The organism is Clostridium sp. AT4 (assembly GCF_001517625.2).
Classification (GTDB): Bacteria; Bacillota; Clostridia; order Lachnospirales; family Lachnospiraceae; genus Enterocloster.
Map to the genome: position 1 here is coordinate 68,171 of NZ_LN999826.1, position 18,320 is coordinate 86,490.

The following is an 18,320-nucleotide window of genomic DNA, read 5'->3' on the forward strand; positions in this document are numbered from 1 at the left end:
TGTCCTTATCAGAACGGAGACTGTGAGGGAGAAGGGAGCGCTTAAATCAGTCCGAAAGCCGGCTTACGATGCGGTTCAGACTATGGATCAGTTCGGTTTCCGCCGAAGAGCGGCGGCTGCCCTTTCGAAAGATCAGAAGATCCCTGTGCAGATTTCCGGGATAAGCGCAGGGACGCTGGATCAGGCCTTCGGCAGACAGTTCGCTGTAGGGAATGGGAGAGGTCCACATATAGGCTCCGGGCAGACGGCGCAGCAGGGCAAACTGGCTTCCGCGGTCATAAACGGACACAGAACGGCTGGAATCGCCTCCTGTGGCTGAAGTTTCCTGGATTTCAAAGGAAAAAGAGGGATTGGAGGAATCGCCCTGGATGATTTCAAGAGAGCTTCCCAGATCCAGATAGGTCAGGCCGGATCTGCCTGCCAGAGGATGATCCGGAGCCATTAAAACCAGGGATGAAAATTCCCATAAAAGGCAGGAGTCCAGATTTTCATCCTGGAGCAGCTTTTTATAGTAAGGTTCATATAAAGCAGGACAGCGTGCGATCCCCAGATCAAATTCCTTGGAAGATACCAGCTCAATGACCTGTCTGGAGTTCGTTTCCATATAGTGGATATTTACCGGGGATTTGGTATTGGCTTCACAGAGAAAATCCGTAAATGCACAGGTGATATATGTGGCTCTGGGGCCGCAGAACTTAAGCTCCAGAGCCTGTTTGCGGTTTCGGGCGCAGAGGGCTTCGATCTGTTCCTCCTGAGCCATGATGGTTTTGGCGTACCGGAGAAATTCTTCGCCCTTTTTAGTGGGAATCATGCCCCTGCTGGTCCGGTCAAAAATATCTTCTCCCAGCTCCCGCTCCAGTTCCCGTATGATTTTGCTTAAGTGGGGCTGATTCATATAAAAGTTCTGGGCGGCTTTGGTGATAGAGCCGGTTTTTTCTACCTCTACTGCGTATTTTAAATAGGAAAGATTCATGAGTCACCTGCCTTCTTTTAAGAGGAAGTCGTTGGCTGAAAAGGGATGATAGGGTTTGTTTTTGGAGTATAGCTGTCCGGCATTCCGTCTACGAACGGAGCATCGGAGGGAAGCGTTTCGGCTGGAGCAGGATCGGAAGAAGCCGGATGCTCAGGGCCTGTTTTGGTCTCATAGGGAGCAGCCGAAGGCGTTTGCTCCGCCTTTGAAGTTTCTGAAGAAGCAGTATTTCTGTGGATAACCGCAGCATGGCCTTTATAGGTTTTGGAATGATCCAGTATGCGTTCCCTTTCTTCCCCGTCTTTTGATATTACCTTATAGGTGTCCCAGCGGCTGCCGGGAACCGCTGCCTTTACCACCTTTTCTGTTCCGGGTTCAAGTGAAGGATCCTCCGCATATTCCGGTTCCGGAGGAGGCAGTTCCTCCACCTTTTCAGAATAAAGATCCCAGGAAACGCCTTCTTCCAAAACAGGGAGCCCATAGATGGATACAGTGGCTTTGCGGTCCGCATAGCTGGCCCGGATGCCAATGGGGGCACTGGAGGTGTTTACAAAACGGAAATCCGGCTGTTCCCAGCTGATGGCCGCATCCTGTCCAGGAGTCACATAGTTTGGTTCAAAGGTGTGAGAACGGCGGAAGGTAATTTCCATTCCCGCATTAAACGCTGCCCGGTACAGGGTACTGGAAATCTGGCAGACACCGCCTCCGATTTCCTGTACCACAGCGCCACTGCTGTATGCAGCTGCTTCCTGATAGCCTTTTTCAGCCGTGCGCTGGCCCACTGCCTGATTAAAGGAAAATTCCTCGCCGGGCTGTACAATGGTGCCGTTTAAGGCCTCTGCTGCCAGCCGTACGTTTGTGTTGCGTTTTTGATTGCTGGTGGTTTCCGTAGTAAAGGCAGCGATGGTTGTGTACTGCTCTTTTGCCATGGCCTTGGAGAGAGGCGGGGCAGCGTCTGCGGAATGAACGGGGATTACTGCATCCAGCCGGTTTTCACGGATAGCGGAAAGAATATCCTCAGCCAGCCGGCGTTCATCAATTTCAATGCCGGAGCAGCCTTCGGTAAATATAAAGCTTCCTTTTTGTGGATCAAAATAATCCAGACCGCTGTTTTTAGGTGCAGTTTCCCACTTTTTTGCAAAGGTTTCTGCCTGGATTAAAATTTCCTTTTTTAATTCTTCGTTTATCAGGTCTGCAGGGGTAAGGGTCAGATCTCCGGACTGGGAGGAACGGCAGAGTGTTCTAATCCATTCCTTCAGCCGGGACGATAAAGGATTTTCCACAGCCAGCTGTTCTTCTCCATATTCTGCTTTCATGTCCCAAGGAAAAAGCTGGTTTAAGGCTTCAAAGCTCTCATCCGGGCTTAAGCCGTTCAGAGAAATGCCGTTGACCGTTACCGCAGGCGCGGTAAGCGAGGCATCTGTTTCAGAAAGCGAGGTTTCATGGCTGCCCGCAGCCGGTTTCCCTTTAAAATGGGAAATAGTGACGGCTGAGACAGCGGCTAAAAGAAAGATTCCCGCTCCGGCGGCAGCAAGGGGAAGAAGGGAGTTTCCCTTCTCCGTTTCAGATGCAGGCCGGCGGCTTTTTCTGGGGCCGCGGTAGGAGGAGCGGGAGGTTCTGTTTTGTCTGTGATCGTAATGGTTTGTCATTCTAAACTCCGGATATACATAGTTTTGATACCGGGTTGCCTGGCAGTTTGGTATCATATTATTCATATGTGAATACTGGGAATTATTATATAGGTACCTTAAAGGAAAGTCAAGAGCCGGGAGAAGGCAGTAATTGCCATGCACAGTATAACGCCGCAGGCTGTGGGAAGAAGAACGGCCAGACAGGTCCATTTTAAGCTTCCGGTTTCCTTTTTTATCGTCATAAGGGTAGTAGAACAGGGCCAGTGAAACAGGAAAAATACCATGGTGCAAAGGGCAGTGACCCAGGTCCAGCCCTGAGAGATAAGGAGCGTATGAAGGTCGGAAAGATTTCCTGGTTCGATCAGGGTTCCCTGAGAGGTATAGGCCATGATAATGATGGGGATCACGATTTCATTGGCCGGAAGCCCAAGGATAAATGCCATAAGGATTACCCCATCCATCCCCATCAGGCGCCCGATCGGATCCAGATATCCGCTAAAGCGTGCCAAAAGGCTGATATCTCCAATGGAAACATTGGCTAAAATCCAGATCACAAGCCCGGCAGGAGCCGCTACCGCGGCGGCACGGCCCAGAATAAAAAGGGTGCGGTCCAAAATGGAGCGCCAGATTACCCTTCCAATCTGAGGTCGGCGGTAGGGCGGAAGCTCCAGAGTAAAAGAGGAAGGCACACCTTTAAGGACCGTGGCAGACAGAAGGCGGGATACAAAAAAGGTGGCGGCAACACCGGTAAGGATAAAAAAAGTAAGGATCAGGGCAGGACGGAGAGAGGAAATAGGACCTGCGGACGAAGCTCCTGTAAAAAACAGCGTGATCAGAGTTACGAGGGCCGGAAGACGGCCGTTGCAGGGGACGAAGCTGTTGGTAAGAATGGCGATGAGCCGTTCTCTGGGCGAGTCGATGATCCGGCAGCCCGTTACTCCGGCTGCATTGCAGCCAAAGCCCATAGCCATGGTAAGGGCCTGTTTTCCGCAGGCTTTGCAGCATTGGAAGGGACGGTCCAGATTATATGCGATCCGGGGCAGATAACCAAAATCTTCCAAAAGGGTAAAGAGAGGGAAGAAAATGGCCATGGGCGGAAGCATGACAGAGATAACCCAGGCCAGTACCCGGTATACACCCAGAACCAGAATCCCGTGGAGCCATTGGGGCGCATTGACTGCCATAAAAGCAGCGGTAAGTTTTTCCTGAAAGGAGAAAAAGAGGGAGGAAAGCAGGGCGGAAGGGTAGTTGGCTCCTGTGATCGTCAGCCAGAAAATGAGCGCCAAAAGACCAATCATAGCCGGATATCCGGCCAGCCGCCCGGTCAGGATGCGATCCCAAAAAGCATCCCTTTTGCCGTAGGGTTTTTCAGGAAGGGAGACCGTGCGGGAAGCAATGGACTCCGCAGTATTTACGATGCCGGATACGATTCGGTCCTTTAAATCATCCTCAAAGATCCCAGCCTGATCCAGGTGTGACCGGGCCTGGCGGACAGCCTGACATAACGCATCATCCTCGGACAGATCTCTGCCTAAAAAGGTATTTAAAGAGCGAAGCAGGCCGGGATCATTTTCAAGGAGTCTTAAGGCCAGCCAGCGGGGAGAAAGGCGGCTGCTGAGTGGTTCTGTAAAGGGCAGAAGCATGGAAATGGCCTGTTCTACAGCTGCGTCATAGGAAATATGAAATGGCTCTGTGTCTGGATGATCGACCGTTTCATCCAGCCGATCTAAAAAATGTTCCAGAGAGCGCTTTTTTCTTGCAGTTGTTCCAGCGACAGGAGCAGAAAGTTCCCGGCTGAGAGCCGGCAGATCAATGCGTATGTTTTTTTTCGCTGCTTCGTCCATGAAATTGACGCAGACCATGGCGGGAATTCCGGTTTCCAGAATCTGCAGGACAAGGTTTAAGTTCCGTTCCAGACAGGTAGAGTCACAGATAACCACAGCGGCATCACAGTTCCCAAAACAGATGCCGTCCCGTGCAAGCGCTTCTTCAGCAGAGTGAGCCATAAGAGAATACGTTCCCGGAAGGTCTGCGAAAACATAGTTGTATTTTTTTGAGGAGCAGCTTCCTTTAAAACAGGAAACTGTAACCCCGGCCCAGTTGCCCGTGTGTTGGGAGCTGCCGGTAAGGCTGTTGAAAAGGGTGCTTTTTCCTACATTGGGGTTGCCGGACAGAGCCACTGAAAATTGGTTCTTATTTTCGTTTCCATCCACCCGGATCTGGCGGCTGTATTCACGCCGTATGGCAATGACTGCACCCCGGATCCGGTAGGAGACCGGGTCACCTAAAGGACTTACGCCCAGGCATTCTACCTGTGTGTCTGCAGTCAGCCCCAGATCCATAAGCCTCCTGCGCATGGCTCCGGAAACAAGAAGTTCCGTTACCCGGGCGGTCTGCCCTGGTTGTATATCATTTAAGGAAAGGAAAGGATTCACGATCCGTATACCTGCCCGTGTTTGTTCTTATTATTACAGTATGGTTCAGGCGGGAAAATGTGACTGGAAATAACCGGTGAAGTGGTGTATAATAAGAAGAAAAAATGACAACAGGAGAGTTTTGCTATGGAAGAAAGTTACATTGAATGGCTGGTAAAGCGCAAGGATCCTATCTATGCCCTTCCGGTAAAGATCATTATGGTGCTTGTCTGCGCCTTTTCCGTACTGCTGGCGCTGCAGACGGTGATCGGAGTTGTGATCATGACAGCAGCAGGTATCGGTACCTATTTTATTTTCCTGAATTTAAGTGTGGAATATGAGTATCTGTTTGCTGAGGGCGGTCTGCGGATTGACCGGATTCTGGGAAAGGCCAGACGGAAAAAGGCCTTTGACTGTGAAAAGGATGATGTACAGCTGATCGCTCCGGTGGATTCCTATATGCTGAAGGATTATGCCAAGCAGGGGATGAAGGTTATGGACTGTACCTCCGGAAAGCAGGGTGCTGAAGTTTATGCGCTGATGTATCAGAAGGGAGCCGACACCATGAAAGTTCTTATTGAGCCCAATGAAAAGATGCTGGCAGCCATGCGCCATACATTTCCGCGTAAATTCGTGAAGTAAGAGAAACAAAATATTAGGGTCACTGATGGAATCCTATTAGTAAATTCAATGAATCATAACGGGAAAATGGGTTTGACAATCCTAATAAAATTTGCTAGGATTAGATACTAATAAGATGCTGAGGGCAGTATACCACACAGAAAGCGAGGAAGTTTTAATGGGTACAATTATCGGCGAAGGCATTACCTTTGATGATGTACTTCTGGTTCCGTCTTATTCAGAAGTGATTCCGAATCAGGTAGATTTAACCACCTATCTTACAAAGAAGATCAAACTTAACATTCCCCTGATGAGTGCAGGCATGGACACCGTGACCGAGCACCGTATGGCCATTGCCATGGCGCGCCAGGGCGGTATCGGTATTATCCACAAAAATATGTCTATTCAGGAACAGGCAGAAGAAGTAGACCGTGTAAAGCGTTCCGAAAACGGTGTTATCACAGATCCCTTCTATCTTTCCCCCGAACATACTTTAAAGGATGCCAATGACCTTATGGCAAAATTCCGTATTTCCGGTGTTCCTATTACGGAGGGAAAGAAGCTGGTGGGTATCATTACCAACCGTGACCTGAAGTTTGAGGAGGATTTCAGCCGTCCGATCAAGGAATGTATGACTTCCGAGAATCTTGTCACTGCAAAGGAAGGAGTAACGCTCAAGGAGGCAAAGGCGATCCTTGCTAAAGCCAGAGTGGAAAAGCTTCCTATCGTAGATGACAATTTCAATTTAAAGGGTCTTATCACGATTAAGGATATTGAAAAGCAGATCAAGTACCCTCTGTCTGCAAAAGACGAGCAGGGCCGTCTGCTCTGCGGAGCCGGCGTAGGCATTACTGCTAATGTATTAGAGCGTGTAGCTGCTCTGGTAGAAGCAAAGGTAGATGTAATTGTTCTTGACTCTGCCCATGGTCATTCTGCCAACGTGATCCGCTGTGTGAAGATGATCAAGGATGCATTTCCGGATCTTCAGGTAGTGGCAGGAAATGTGGCTACCGGTGAGGCGACCAGAGCTTTGATCGAGGCAGGTGCGGACTGTGTAAAGGTAGGTATCGGCCCCGGTTCCATTTGTACGACCCGTGTGGTGGCAGGTATCGGCGTACCTCAGATCACAGCCGTTATGGACTGTTACAATGTGGCAAAGGAATACGGCATCCCGATTATCGCTGACGGCGGCATCAAGTATTCGGGTGATGTTACAAAGGCGATCGCAGCAGGCGGCAGCGTGTGCATGATGGGAAGCATGTTTGCAGGCTGCGATGAGAGTCCGGGTACCTTTGAACTGTACCAGGGACGTAAGTACAAGGTATACCGCGGCATGGGATCCATCGCTGCCATGGAGAACGGAAGCAAGGACCGCTATTTCCAGACCGACGCCAAGAAGCTGGTGCCGGAGGGTGTAGAAGGCCGTGTGGCATACAAGGGTATGGTAGAGGATACCGTATTCCAGCTGTTAGGCGGTTTAAGAGCCGGTATGGGCTACTGCGGAGCCAAGGATATACCCACTCTGCAGAATACGGCAAGATTCGTGAAGATCTCTGCCGCTTCCTTAAAGGAAAGCCATCCTCACGATATTCACATCACAAAAGAAGCTCCCAACTACTCGATTGACGAGTAAGAGGGGGAGAAAAGAAAGCCCGGAGAAAGCGCGATATCTTTCTTCGGGTTTTATTTATGAAATAAAAGATGGGATCGGTGAAAAGAAGCATTCAGGTGTATTCTTGACTTTCCCGCCCCCCAATGCTAGAATAAATACCATGGATAAGAAGAGAATAGCAGTTTGTATTACAGGAATTTTGATCATAGCGGCCTGTCTGACGGGGTGCCAAAAGCATAGGGAACCTGTCAGCAGGTCTTCTTTTTTGCTCAACACATTTATTACGGTAACGCTTTACGATTCCAGAGAGGAAGAGATCCTGGATGGGGTGACGGAGCTTTGCTCAGAATATGAAAAGAAGTTCAGCACCACCATAGAAACCAGTGAAATTTATGCAATGAACCACAGAAAGCAGGGAGAACGGGAGTTTACTGTGTCACAGGATACGGCGGAGCTGATAGAAAAAGGACTGGAGTACAGCCGGCTGTCAGATGGGGCCTTTGATATCACCATAGAACCCTTAAGCCGTCTGTGGGATTTTTCGGGCTCAGATCCTCATGTACCGTCAGAGGAAGCAATCCGGAAAGAACTTTTAAAGGTAGGGTATGAAAGAGTTGCGGTAAACGGCAATACAGTGGTTTTTGCAGATGATCTGGTATCTATTGATCTGGGAGCGATCGCCAAAGGGTATATTGCAGACCGCATGAAAGAATATCTTAAAGAGCAGGGTGTAGAGAGCGCCATTATCAATCTGGGAGGCAATGTCCTTTGTCTGGGGGAACGGCCCGGAAATAAGCCATTTAAAATCGGTCTTCAAAAGCCCTTTGCAGAGCGGTCCGAGACAGTGGCGGCTTTGGATATCCGTGATATGTCTGTAGTTTCTTCCGGGGTATATGAGCGCCATTTTGAGGAAAATGGAGTCAATTACCATCATATTTTGAATCCATCTACCGGATGGCCCTATGAAAATGGCCTTACTCAGGTCACGATCCTGTCTGAGCAGTCCGTAGATGGTGATGGACTGAGCACGGCCTGTTTTGCGCTGGGATTGAAAGAAGGAATGGAGCTTGCACAGTCCTTAGAGGGCGTGTATGCGGTATTTGTTACAGAGGATGGGACGCTTCATTATTCTAAGGGAGCAGAGGCCTTTATCAGCAGCCCATAAATATAGAAACTTAACTTTACATTTTTTGCAGGCTGCCATATAATGAGAACGTGTTTACATACAGAAATACGAGGAATAAAATGTTTGAAGCAATATGGAAAAAATGTGTAAATTATGAAACGATCAGTTATCTGATCTGCGGGATCCTGACTACGGCAGTAGATTTTGTGTGCTATGCCATGTTTCGCCGTATGGATATGGGAGTGGGAATGGCACAGGCTTTTTCCTGGGGGGCAGCTGTGCTGTTTGCCTATGTGGTGAATAAGCTGATCGTATTTAAAAATTATGATCTCAGGCCATCCTATCTTGTGAAGGAGGCAGGCGCTTTTTTGATGACAAGAGGAATTTCAGGCGTGGCTGTCTGGCTGCTGATGGTTGTTATGGTAGCGCTTGGAGAGGGAAGAGGCTTTTTATATGAGATGTTCTGCAAGATGGTATCTTCTGCGGTGAACCTGGTGGCAAATTATATTTTCAGCAAGCTGTGGATTTTTAAAAAAGGTCAGAGAGCAAGGGGAAACAGCAGTGAAACGAGAAGAGATCGTTCAGGCAGAACGGGAACTGGATGCGGTATTGGAGCTGATCCAGGAGTCGGAGGAGATTTCAGGAAGGGATGACATAAAAGAGGAGCGTATGAAAGAAAGAAATCGGATTCAGGAAGCAGAGGCAGAAGAAAGCCTGACCCGTATTAATATGGAAGACACAGCAGATATGCTGCAGTATGAAGCGTGCCGGGAATTAAAACGCTGCCGGGACGTTCATATCCTGCGTCCGGGTGATAGCCTTCTGGCTGCTTTTTTTGTTCCGGTGCTTGTTTTGGTGGTTATCTTTGCACAGAGAGGTATTTTCCCTTTTGGGGAAGAATGTTTTCTGCGTACGGATATGTACCATCAGTATGCGCCGTTTTTCTCTGAATTTCAGTATAAGCTGACTCACGGAGGAAGTCTGCTTTACAGCTGGGATATCGGTATGGGGGTAAATTTCTCAGCATTGTATGCCTATTATCTGGCAAGTCCCATGAACTGGCTTGTGGCTCTTTGTCCCAGGCAGTTTTTGATTGAGTTCATGACGGTTTTGATTGTCATAAAAACAGGATTGTCCGGCTTGTCTTTTACCTGGTACCTTAGAAAACATACGGGAACCAGGGAGTTTGGTTCCTGCTTTTTCGGCATTTTTTATGCATTAAGTGGCTATATGGCAGCCTACAGCTGGAATATCATGTGGCTGGACTGTATCCTTTTATTTCCGGTCATTCTTTTCGGGCTGGAACGGCTGGTAAAGGAAAAAAAGGGGATGGTTTACTGTATTGCCCTGGGGCTTTCCATCCTGTCAAACTATTATATCTCCATCATGATCTGTATTTTTATGGTGATCTATGCAGCGGTTCTGGTGATTTTATATCCTCCGAAGAAGGGAAAGGAGTTCGCAGCCACAGCCGGCAGATTTACGCTGTATTCCCTTTTGGCCGGCGGACTGGCGGCAGTGGTCCTGCTGCCGGAAATTTATGCCCTTCAGGCCACCGCTTCAGGAAATTTTGACTTTCCAAAGACAGTCAGTTCCTATTTTTCCATATTTGACATGATCGCCCGCCATATGGGGAACGTACAGACAGAGATCGGACTGGATCATTGGCCCAATATTTACTGTGGGGTAGCTGTTTTGATGCTCCTGCTCCTGTATCTTGGGAATAAGAACATTAAAATAAAGGAAAAAGCAGTATATTTCAGTCTTCTGCTCTTTTTCTACGCAAGTTTTTCTGTTAATGTACTGAATTTTATCTGGCATGGCTTTCATTATCCCAACAGCCTTCCCTGCCGTCAGTCCTTCATCTATATCGCGCTGGTGCTGGTGATGTGCTATAAGGCGTATTTGGAGCTTAAAAATACACCCTGGAAGCATATTGTTATGGCCTTTTGGGGAGCTGCAGCCTTTGTGATCCTGGCTGAAAAGCTGGTAGATAATGAGGAACAGTTCCATTTTGCCGTATTTTATGCAGCTATCCTGTTTCTGGCTCTGTATACGGGCTGTATTTATCTGTATCACAGCCGGAAATGGTGTCGGGATGGGGTTCTTTTAGCAGTGCTGGGACTGGTATTTTGTGAGTCGGCAGTCAATATGGCGGTAACGAGTATTCCCACAACCAGCCGCACAGCCTATGTAAAAGATAATGAAGATACCATGCTTTTGGCAGACAGCATCCGCTCCTCGGTATTTTACCGGATTGAAAAGGGTGAAAGCCGAACCAAAAATGATGGGGCATGGATGAATTTCCCTTCTGCCTCCCTGTTTTCTTCCGTAGCCAGCGCTGCTATGTCGGACTTTTTTAAAAGCGTAGGCTGTGAGAGCTCCACCAATGCGTACAGTGTAAAAGGAAGTACGCCCTTTATTGACGCTCTTTTTGCTGCCCGTTACGGCATTTATCCGGATCAGCAGCCTGCGGACAGCTTAAAGGAGCAGATTGGCCGTCAGGGTTCCATGTGGCTTTATGAAAATAAACATACCCTTCCGGTGGGGTTTGTGATGCCTCAGGATATGGAAACCAACTGGGTTCTTGATTCGGGAAATCCGGCAAATGTGCAGAATGATCTTTCTTCCGTACTGGGAGTAAGCAATCTGCTTGTGCCGGCAGAGGGAGTATCGGAAGGAAAGAAGTTTACCTTTACAGCAGATGCCTCCGGCGATTATTATGTCTATGTGACCAATAAAAAGGTAGAAGAGGTTTCCGCCGAAATAGGGGAGAGAAGTCTTTCCTTTGATAATGTTGACAGGGGCTATTTTCTGGAGCTGGGCTATCTGCCAAAGGGACAGGAGGTAATCCTTCAGTCCAAAACAGATGGAAATCCTGCCATGCAGGCGGAAATCTGGCGTTTTGATCCGGAGGCCATGGAGGAGATTTATCAGTGTCTGAGCCAATCGCCTCTTGAACTTTCCAGCTGGACGGATACCGGCCTTGCAGGAAGCATAAATACGCCGGAGGGAGGAACCATGTTTACCAGCATTCCCTATGATAAGGGATGGAAAATCTGGGTAGACGGGACGGCTGTTTCAGGGCGTCCGGTGTTTGATGCATTTCTGGGCGTGGATCTGGAACCCGGCGAGCATAAGATCCGGCTGTCCTATGAGCCTCAGGGGCTAAAGACAGGTGCCGTTATTACAGGCGTAAGTGTGGCCGCTGTGGCAGCACTGGCTGTCTGTGGCTGGATGAAAAATAAAAAGAAATTTCTAAAATAAATCATATATAAAGGAGACTACTATTATGAAGCTTTGGGGCGGACGTTTTACCAAGGAGACAGATCAGCTGGTACAGAATTTTAACGAATCCCTTTCATTTGACCAGAAATTTTACCGTCAGGATATCAGAGGCAGCATTGCCCATGTAAAGATGCTGGCAAAGCAGGGAATTCTTTCTGAAAAGGACAGAGATGATATCATCGAAGGGCTGGAGGGCATCCGCAGGGATCTGGATGAGGGAACACTGGCCATTTCTGCGGATTCCGGTTATGAAGACATCCATTCTTTTGTGGAGGGAACTCTTACGGAGCGCATTGGAGAGGCTGGAAAGCGTCTTCACACAGGCCGTAGCCGCAACGATCAGGTGGCTCTTGATATGAAGCTCTATACCAGAGATGAAATTGACGAGATTGACAGCCTGGTAAAGAAGCTGCTGGAGGAGCTTCTTGTGATCATGGAAGCCAATACGGAAACCTTTATGCCGGGTTTTACCCATCTGCAGAAGGCGCAGCCTATTACGCTGGCCCATCACATGGGAGCCTATTTTGAGATGTTTTCAAGAGACCGTTCACGTCTGGCTGATATTCGGAAAAGGATGAACTACTGCCCATTAGGCTCCGGCGCACTGGCAGGAACCACCTATCCGTTGGACCGTGCCTATACTGCAGAGCTTCTGGACTTTGCAGGCCCTACCTTAAACTCCATGGATTCCGTATCAGACAGAGATTATCTCATCGAGCTTTTAAGTGCCCTGTCTGTTATTTCCATGCATTTAAGCCGGTTCTGTGAGGAGATTATTATCTGGAATACAAATGAGTACCGGTTTGTGGAGATTGACGATTCCTACAGCACCGGAAGCAGCATTATGCCCCAGAAGAAGAACCCGGATATTGCTGAGCTGATCCGCGGAAAGAGCGGCCGTGTCTATGGCGCCCTGATGTCCATGCTGACAACTATGAAGGGAATTCCTCTGGCTTATAATAAAGATATGCAGGAGGATAAGGAGCTTACCTTTGATGCTATTGATACGGTAAAAGGCTGTCTTGCCCTGTTTACAGGGATGATCTCCTCTATGACCTTCAGAAAAGATGTAATGGAAGCCAGTGCAAAGAGAGGCTTTACCAATGCAACGGATGCGGCTGATTATCTGGTAAATCACGGCGTTCCCTTCCGAGATGCCCATGGTATTGTAGGACAGCTGGTGCTTTTATGTATTGAAAAAGGCATTGCGCTGGATGATCTTTCCCTGGAGGAATATAAGGAGATCAGTCCCGTATTTAAGGAAGATATCTATGAAGCAATCAGCATGAAGGCCTGTGTCGAGAAGCGCATGACCATTGGTGCTCCCGGGCCTGAGGCAATGAAGCAGGTAATTGCTGTTTATAAAAAGCAGCTGCAGTAACGGCAGGTAATTGATTGCATACAGAGGATGAAATATATGAAAAAAATGGGGGGCGCTTGTAACATGGAAACCACTAGAAAGAGAAGCCGTATTTTTACCATCTGCGCGGTGCTGGTTGCTATGTTCTGTCTGGCAGTAGGTGCTGGAAATACCGTATCCTTTGAACGGATGATGAACCAGGTGGTAGAGCGGTATGTGTCAGAAAACAATCAGCAGGTTGCAAGCCAGATTTCATACCGTCTGAAAATGGGAAGAGAGTTTGTATCGGACTTTGCCGATACCCTGAGCCGAATGCCCCAATTTCTTCTCACAGAGGATTTTATATCCAGAAAGACAGCCGCCGTGGAGCTGGAAGGACTTATGGTTCTTTTTGAAGACGGCAGTGTGTTTCCCGAATCTGCCTGTCCGGATTATCTGAGCCAGTGGTTTGAGAAAAATCCGGACATATGGGAAAAACAGGTAACCTCCTATGTAGCAGATCAGAATCTTATCTTTACTGCTCCTGTACATTATGGGGATGGAACAGAAGCGGTTGTAGTAGGACTTCAGAACTACTGGAGCATCAAGGCTCTGGTCTTCCGGGCAGATTATCAGGAGCAGGGAGCCAGCTTTCTCATTGACAGAAAAGATGGAGAGATCCTGATCGCAGATGAAAAGTCAGCTTTATCAGTTACAGATCAGCAGCTCTATGCTCTTCTAGAGACAGGAAGGGAGCTGGAAGGAGACGGGCAGGTCTATGAAGCGGTGATGCCGAACGGACAGGAGGTTTTTGTTTCCCTGTATGAGGTAAGGGATACGGACTGGGTACAGGCAGCCGTGATCCCGTCCGATTTTCTGATGGCCCAGATCGAACGTCATATGGATGTTTATGCCGCGGTAGTAGTGGCTGTCATGGTTTTGCTGGGCGTATTGATCGGACATCTGATGAAGGAAAACCAGAGGTGGGAGAGGCTTTCTGTTACAGAGCCTCTTACCGGAGGCTGGAGCCGCGAAGGCTTTATAAAGCTGGGTACGCAAAATACGGAAGGACACAGGCTTCACGAATGGATCGTTGTGTATCTGAATATTAAAGATTTCCGATATATTAACGAAAGCTGGGGCGAAGAAGATGGGAATCTGATGCTTCAGTTTATCTACCGTATGCTTTCCGGACTTATAAATGAAGAGGAACTGGTGAGCAGGAGCAGCATGGATCATTTCTTCCTGTTATTAAAGGAAGAGGACGATCGGGAGGTCAACCGTCGAATCCTCAAAATGAAAGAAGCAGTAAACGAGCGGATCCGTTGTAAATTCAGCGAGTACAGCATTGATTTTGCGGTTGGCGCCTGCCGTCTGGATATTGCAGGAGGAGTTCCTACAGCGATGAATAAGGCAATTTATGCCAGCAAGCTGTCGGATACAGACAATGTATGCAGCTTTTACAATGCAGGTATTGCAAATATGCTTGAAAGGGAGGAGCGGCTGAATACTCTTTTTGAGGATTCTGTAAAAAACAGGGATTTCAAGGTTTATCTTCAGCCGAAAGTGTCTCCTTCAGAAGCCAGAGCCTGTCAGGCAGAGGCCCTTGTAAGATGGTTTCATCCCCAGGAAGGGGTGATCTATCCCTCTGAATTTATTCCGATTTTTGAGAAAAACGGGAAAATCTGCTCCCTGGATCTTTATATGTTTGAAGAGGTCTGCCGCCTGATCGATCGCTGGATCAAGGAGAAAAAGACACTGGTTTCCATATCGGTCAATGTGTCGCGATTCCACCTAAGAGAGGCTGGCAGCGAGATATGGAAGGAGTATAAACGGATCCTTGACCGATATGATATTCCTGAAGGCGTGATAGAAATGGAGCTTACGGAAACCATTCTTTTGGAGGAAAATCAGATTCCTTTTGTAAAAGCCGTCTTAAACGGTTTCCGGTCCTGCGGACTTCGTGTTGCATTGGATGATTTTGGCTTTGCTTATTCATCCCTTTCCATGTTAAAAGAGTTTGCAGTTGATACACTAAAGATGGATCGCAGTTTTTTTGTCAACGAAAATGACAAATCAAGAAAAATTGTAGGAAGCATTATTCAGCTGGCACACAGCCTGGATATGGATGTGGTAGCTGAAGGAATTGAAGCAAAGGAACAGGTGGAAATGCTGAGGAAGATGGGCTGCGACCTGATTCAGGGTTATGTCTATTCTAAGCCTCTGCCTGTTGGGGAATTTGATCAGTGGAGAGAGGAGTATGACAGGTAACAGTATAAAAAAGACTTTGCCCGGAATGGCAAGGTTTATGATACTGATTTTAATTATTTTGATCCTTCCGACGAATGTGGCATTACAGTTATATATACAGCATCAGAACCAGAATTCAGAAGAGATATTCTGGCAGCTGGAACAGCTTATACGGAACAATATATATGATCTGGAGCGGGAGAAAAGGGACTTTTCTCAAAAATGTATTCAGTCAGCTAAAATGGCTGCCTATTTTGTGGAACATAATCCGGGGTATATTACAGATCTGGAGCATACGAAGGAGCTGGCTGAAAAGCTGGATGTAGATGAGATCCATTTTATTGATCCTCAGGGGGAGATTTATGCGGGTACCCATCCCAGGTATTATGGTTTTACATTCCGGGATGGAGAACAGATGCAGTTTTTTCTTTCCATGCTGGAAGATACTTCTCTGGAGTTGTGTCAGGAGATCACTCCCAATACTGCAGAAGGAAAGATGATGGAGTATGCGGCAGTATGGATGGAAGATAAAAGCGGAATTGTCCAGATTGGGATGGAACCCAAACGCCTTTTAAAGCAGATGGAGGAAAAAAGCCTGAAAAAGGTGGTTTCTGAGATACCTTCCGGTCTTATGGGATATCTGCATATAATCAATACAAACACAGGAAAGATCGAAGCTTCGACTGTCCCTGGAATGAACGGGCTGGATATTCATGAAGAACTTAAAACGGAAGATAAAATAAAAGCTCCTGCTTCCGGCCACTATCGGTATAACGGCCGGAAATTCTGTGTTTATACAAAATATTACGGTCAATATCTCCTGGTGCGTTCTTTTGTGTCAGCTTATCCGCTGCGCAGCGCGGTGCAGTCTACTTTGCTTGTATTTCTCTATATACTGGGGGCGTCTGTGGCCGTTCTGTGGATTATCATGTGGTACATGAAAGTAAAACTTGCAGGGAATCTGACTGCGATTGTAGGTGAATTGAAAAAAATAGAAGGGGGAGATCTGACCAATCTTACCATCCACACGGGAATTTTAGAATTTGACGAGCTGGTTCAGTATATCAATGCTCTTTTAAAGAGTATCCGTTTAAACTGGGATAAGATGGATCATGTGATTGAAAACAGCCGTGTTCCGGTGGGAGTATTTGAATATAACCATTTTTATAAAAAAACCTTTATGAACAACCGTATTCTGAAAATTCTTGGGATTTCTGATGCAGATGAAAATAATGATGCTTTGAGCAGCAGGATAAGGAAAAAGCTGGAAGAAGCGGAGAACCATCCTGTGGATGCAGGAAAATCTCTTTATGAATATGACAGAAACGGGGAAACGGTTTTTGCCAGAATTGAAAAATTTACAGATGAACAGAGTACGACCTGGTGCGTTACGGACGTTTCCCAGTGGTGGAATGAGATCAATCGCTTAAGAGAACAGAGCAGCAGAGACAGCCTGACGCTGCTTTATAACCGCCGGGGCTTTACGGAACGGCTGGAGGCTCTGTTTGCCGATCCCGGAGCTATTGGAAGCGGAGTGATGATCATGCTGGATGCAGATGGACTAAAGGGGATCAATGACATGTACGGACATCACATGGGAGATGTTTATTTACGTCAAATTGGCCGTCAGATTGAATTTTCGGGAGAGAAACGTTTTATCAGCGCCAGAATGGGAGGCGATGAATTTTCGGCATTTCTTTATGGTTACGCTTCAAAGGAGGAGGCAGAGAAGGTTCTCCGGGACTTTGAGGCTCATCGCGGCGAGGTTTTTATGGATCCTGAGATGAAACATATTTTGGGAACTGTGGAATTTTCCGTTGGATATGCGTTTTATCCGGAGGACGGAACGGATTACCATGTGCTGATGCATATTTCGGATGAACGGATGTATGAAGAGAAAAAGAAACGTAAAGGCAGAAGGAGCAGAGAAGAATGAAACTGTTTCATCTTTCGGATCTTCATCTTGGAAAACGGGTAAATGAGTTTTCCATGCTGGAGGATCAGCAGTATATTTTGAGCCGTATTCTGGAATGGGTTCATAAGGAGAAGCCGGATGTACTGATCCTGGCGGGTGATATCTACGACAAAGCAGTACCGTCTGCAGAGGCGGTCAGCCTGTTTGACTGGTTTCTTACAGAGCTTGCAGACAGAGCGTGTCCGGTGTGTATTGTAAGCGGAAACCACGATTCGGCAGAGCGGCTGGCATTCGGCGCCAGGCTTATGAATGCCAGAAATATTTTTCTGTCCCCGGTTTATGAGGGGAAGGTGGAGACGGTTGACTTTAAGGATTCCTTTGGAAGGATCCGGATCCACCTTATGCCTTTTGTGCGTCCTTTATCGGTACGCCATGCATTTCCCAAGGAGGCGGAAGGGATCGTTGATTATCAGACAGCTTTAAGGACTGCAGTGGAGCATATGGAGCTGCTAGAAGGAGAACGGAATGTGCTTGCAGCTCATCAGTTTATCACAGGGGCTATGAGCTGTGAATCAGAAGAAGTGACTGTAGGGGGGCTGGACAATGGGGACGCCTCCCTCTTTGATGCGTTTGACTATGTGGCCTTAGGCCATATCCACAGCCCTCAGAGTGTGGGGCGCAAAGAGGTGCGCTACTGCGGTACGCCTCTTAAGTATTCCTTTTCTGAAGTATCCCAGGAGAAATCCATTACCGTGGTTGAATTGGAAGAAAAAGGAAATGTGCAGATAAAAACTCTTCCTCTCATACCGCTGCGTGATATGAGAAAGATACGCGGTACGTATATGGAGGTAACGGATCGGGCTTTTTATGAGGGAACCGATCAGCAGGATTATATCCAGGTGACTCTTACAGATGAGGAGGATATACCGGATGGTCTCCAGAAGCTGCGTACCATTTACCCTAATATTATGCGCCTGGAATACGATAACCGCCGTACCAGAAAAGACGCAGAGATAAGAGAATGGGAAAAGCAGGAAGAGCTTTCGGAGCTGGAGTTGTTTTCGCGGTTTTATGAGCAGCAGAACAATCAGCCCATGAGCCCAGAGCAGGAAGCGTTTGTCAAACATATTATGGAAGAGATAAAGGAATAGAGG

General features: G+C 47.6%; 12 protein-coding genes. 9 read left to right on the forward strand and 3 right to left on the reverse strand.

Going from position 1 to position 18,320, the window contains the following annotated elements; genetic code table 11:
• Positions 1-46: 46 nt before the first annotated feature.
• The 3 genes from BN3656_RS02195 to feoB form a co-directional block, all read right to left on the reverse strand.
• Positions 47-973 carry a LysR family transcriptional regulator gene (locus tag BN3656_RS02195; RefSeq protein ID WP_066543643.1) on the reverse strand — a complete coding sequence of 309 codons (927 nt, stop codon included), beginning with the start codon at positions 971-973 and terminating at the stop codon, positions 47-49.
• A 17-nt stretch (positions 974-990) separates the two neighbouring features.
• Entirely contained in the window at positions 991-2,619 is a 1,629-nt protein-coding gene (locus BN3656_RS02200; RefSeq protein ID WP_066543646.1) for a VanW family protein, read from the reverse strand.
• A gap of 98 nt (positions 2,620-2,717) precedes the next feature.
• Positions 2,718-5,036, reverse strand: a complete 2,319-nt coding sequence (gene feoB / locus BN3656_RS02205; RefSeq protein ID WP_081422811.1) for a ferrous iron transport protein B — start codon at positions 5,034-5,036, stop codon at positions 2,718-2,720.
• A gap of 126 nt (positions 5,037-5,162) precedes the next feature.
• On the opposite strand from feoB, the gene BN3656_RS02210 reads away from it, so the two are divergent.
• From BN3656_RS02210 to BN3656_RS02250, 9 genes are all read left to right on the forward strand, one after another.
• Positions 5,163-5,657: a DUF6106 family protein gene (locus tag BN3656_RS02210; protein ID WP_066543648.1), complete on the forward strand. Its 495-nt coding sequence runs from the start codon at positions 5,163-5,165 to the stop codon at positions 5,655-5,657.
• 157 nt (positions 5,658-5,814) lie between these two features.
• A complete protein-coding gene (gene guaB, locus BN3656_RS02215) occupies positions 5,815-7,269 on the forward strand; it encodes an IMP dehydrogenase (protein ID WP_066543650.1) in 1,455 nt (484 codons plus the stop codon).
• Between the two features lie 244 nt (positions 7,270-7,513).
• On the forward strand, positions 7,514-8,413 hold the full coding sequence (locus tag BN3656_RS02220) for an FAD:protein FMN transferase (protein ID WP_331467889.1): 900 nt from the start codon (positions 7,514-7,516) through the stop codon (positions 8,411-8,413).
• Between the two features lie 80 nt (positions 8,414-8,493).
• On the forward strand, positions 8,494-9,027 hold the full coding sequence (locus tag BN3656_RS02225) for a GtrA family protein (RefSeq protein ID WP_081422812.1): 534 nt from the start codon (positions 8,494-8,496) through the stop codon (positions 9,025-9,027).
• The gene (locus BN3656_RS02230; RefSeq protein ID WP_066543654.1) at positions 8,936-11,641 is read left to right on the forward strand and encodes a YfhO family protein; all 2,706 of its coding nucleotides are present in this window, start codon (positions 8,936-8,938) and stop codon (positions 11,639-11,641) included. The genes BN3656_RS02225 and BN3656_RS02230 overlap by 92 nt, the downstream gene beginning before the upstream one ends.
• A 25-nt stretch (positions 11,642-11,666) precedes the next feature.
• Entirely contained in the window at positions 11,667-13,043 is a 1,377-nt protein-coding gene (gene argH / locus BN3656_RS02235; protein WP_066543656.1) for an argininosuccinate lyase, read from the forward strand.
• 36 nt (positions 13,044-13,079) lie between these two features.
• Positions 13,080-15,272 carry a GGDEF domain-containing protein gene (locus tag BN3656_RS02240; RefSeq protein WP_066543659.1) on the forward strand — a complete coding sequence of 731 codons (2,193 nt, stop codon included), beginning with the start codon at positions 13,080-13,082 and terminating at the stop codon, positions 15,270-15,272.
• Positions 15,262-17,187, forward strand: a complete 1,926-nt coding sequence (locus BN3656_RS02245; protein WP_066543661.1) for a GGDEF domain-containing protein — start codon at positions 15,262-15,264, stop codon at positions 17,185-17,187. The genes BN3656_RS02240 and BN3656_RS02245 overlap by 11 nt, the downstream gene beginning before the upstream one ends.
• The gene (locus BN3656_RS02250) at positions 17,184-18,317 is read left to right on the forward strand and encodes an exonuclease SbcCD subunit D (RefSeq protein WP_066543671.1); all 1,134 of its coding nucleotides are present in this window, start codon (positions 17,184-17,186) and stop codon (positions 18,315-18,317) included. The genes BN3656_RS02245 and BN3656_RS02250 overlap by 4 nt, the downstream gene beginning before the upstream one ends.
• Positions 18,318-18,320 lie beyond the last annotated feature (3 nt).

What these genes read in the sequence shown, in the direction of transcription:
- BN3656_RS02210 (WP_066543648.1), top strand. Translation starts at nt 5,163, where the DNA reads ATGGAAGAAAGTTACATTGAATGGCTGGTAAAGCGCAAGGATCCTATC.
- BN3656_RS02240 (WP_066543659.1), top strand. Translation starts at nt 13,080, where the DNA reads ATGAAAAAAATGGGGGGCGCTTGTAACATGGAAACCACTAGAAAGAGA.
- BN3656_RS02195 (WP_066543643.1), bottom strand. Translation starts at nt 973, where the DNA reads ATGAATCTTTCCTATTTAAAATACGCAGTAGAGGTAGAAAAAACCGGC.
- BN3656_RS02245 (WP_066543661.1), top strand. Translation starts at nt 15,262, where the DNA reads ATGACAGGTAACAGTATAAAAAAGACTTTGCCCGGAATGGCAAGGTTT.
- argH (WP_066543656.1), top strand. Translation starts at nt 11,667, where the DNA reads ATGAAGCTTTGGGGCGGACGTTTTACCAAGGAGACAGATCAGCTGGTA.
- BN3656_RS02200 (WP_066543646.1), bottom strand. Translation starts at nt 2,619, where the DNA reads ATGACAAACCATTACGATCACAGACAAAACAGAACCTCCCGCTCCTCC.
- BN3656_RS02250 (WP_066543671.1), top strand. Translation starts at nt 17,184, where the DNA reads ATGAAACTGTTTCATCTTTCGGATCTTCATCTTGGAAAACGGGTAAAT.
- guaB (WP_066543650.1), top strand. Translation starts at nt 5,815, where the DNA reads ATGGGTACAATTATCGGCGAAGGCATTACCTTTGATGATGTACTTCTG.
- BN3656_RS02225 (WP_081422812.1), top strand. Translation starts at nt 8,494, where the DNA reads ATGTTTGAAGCAATATGGAAAAAATGTGTAAATTATGAAACGATCAGT.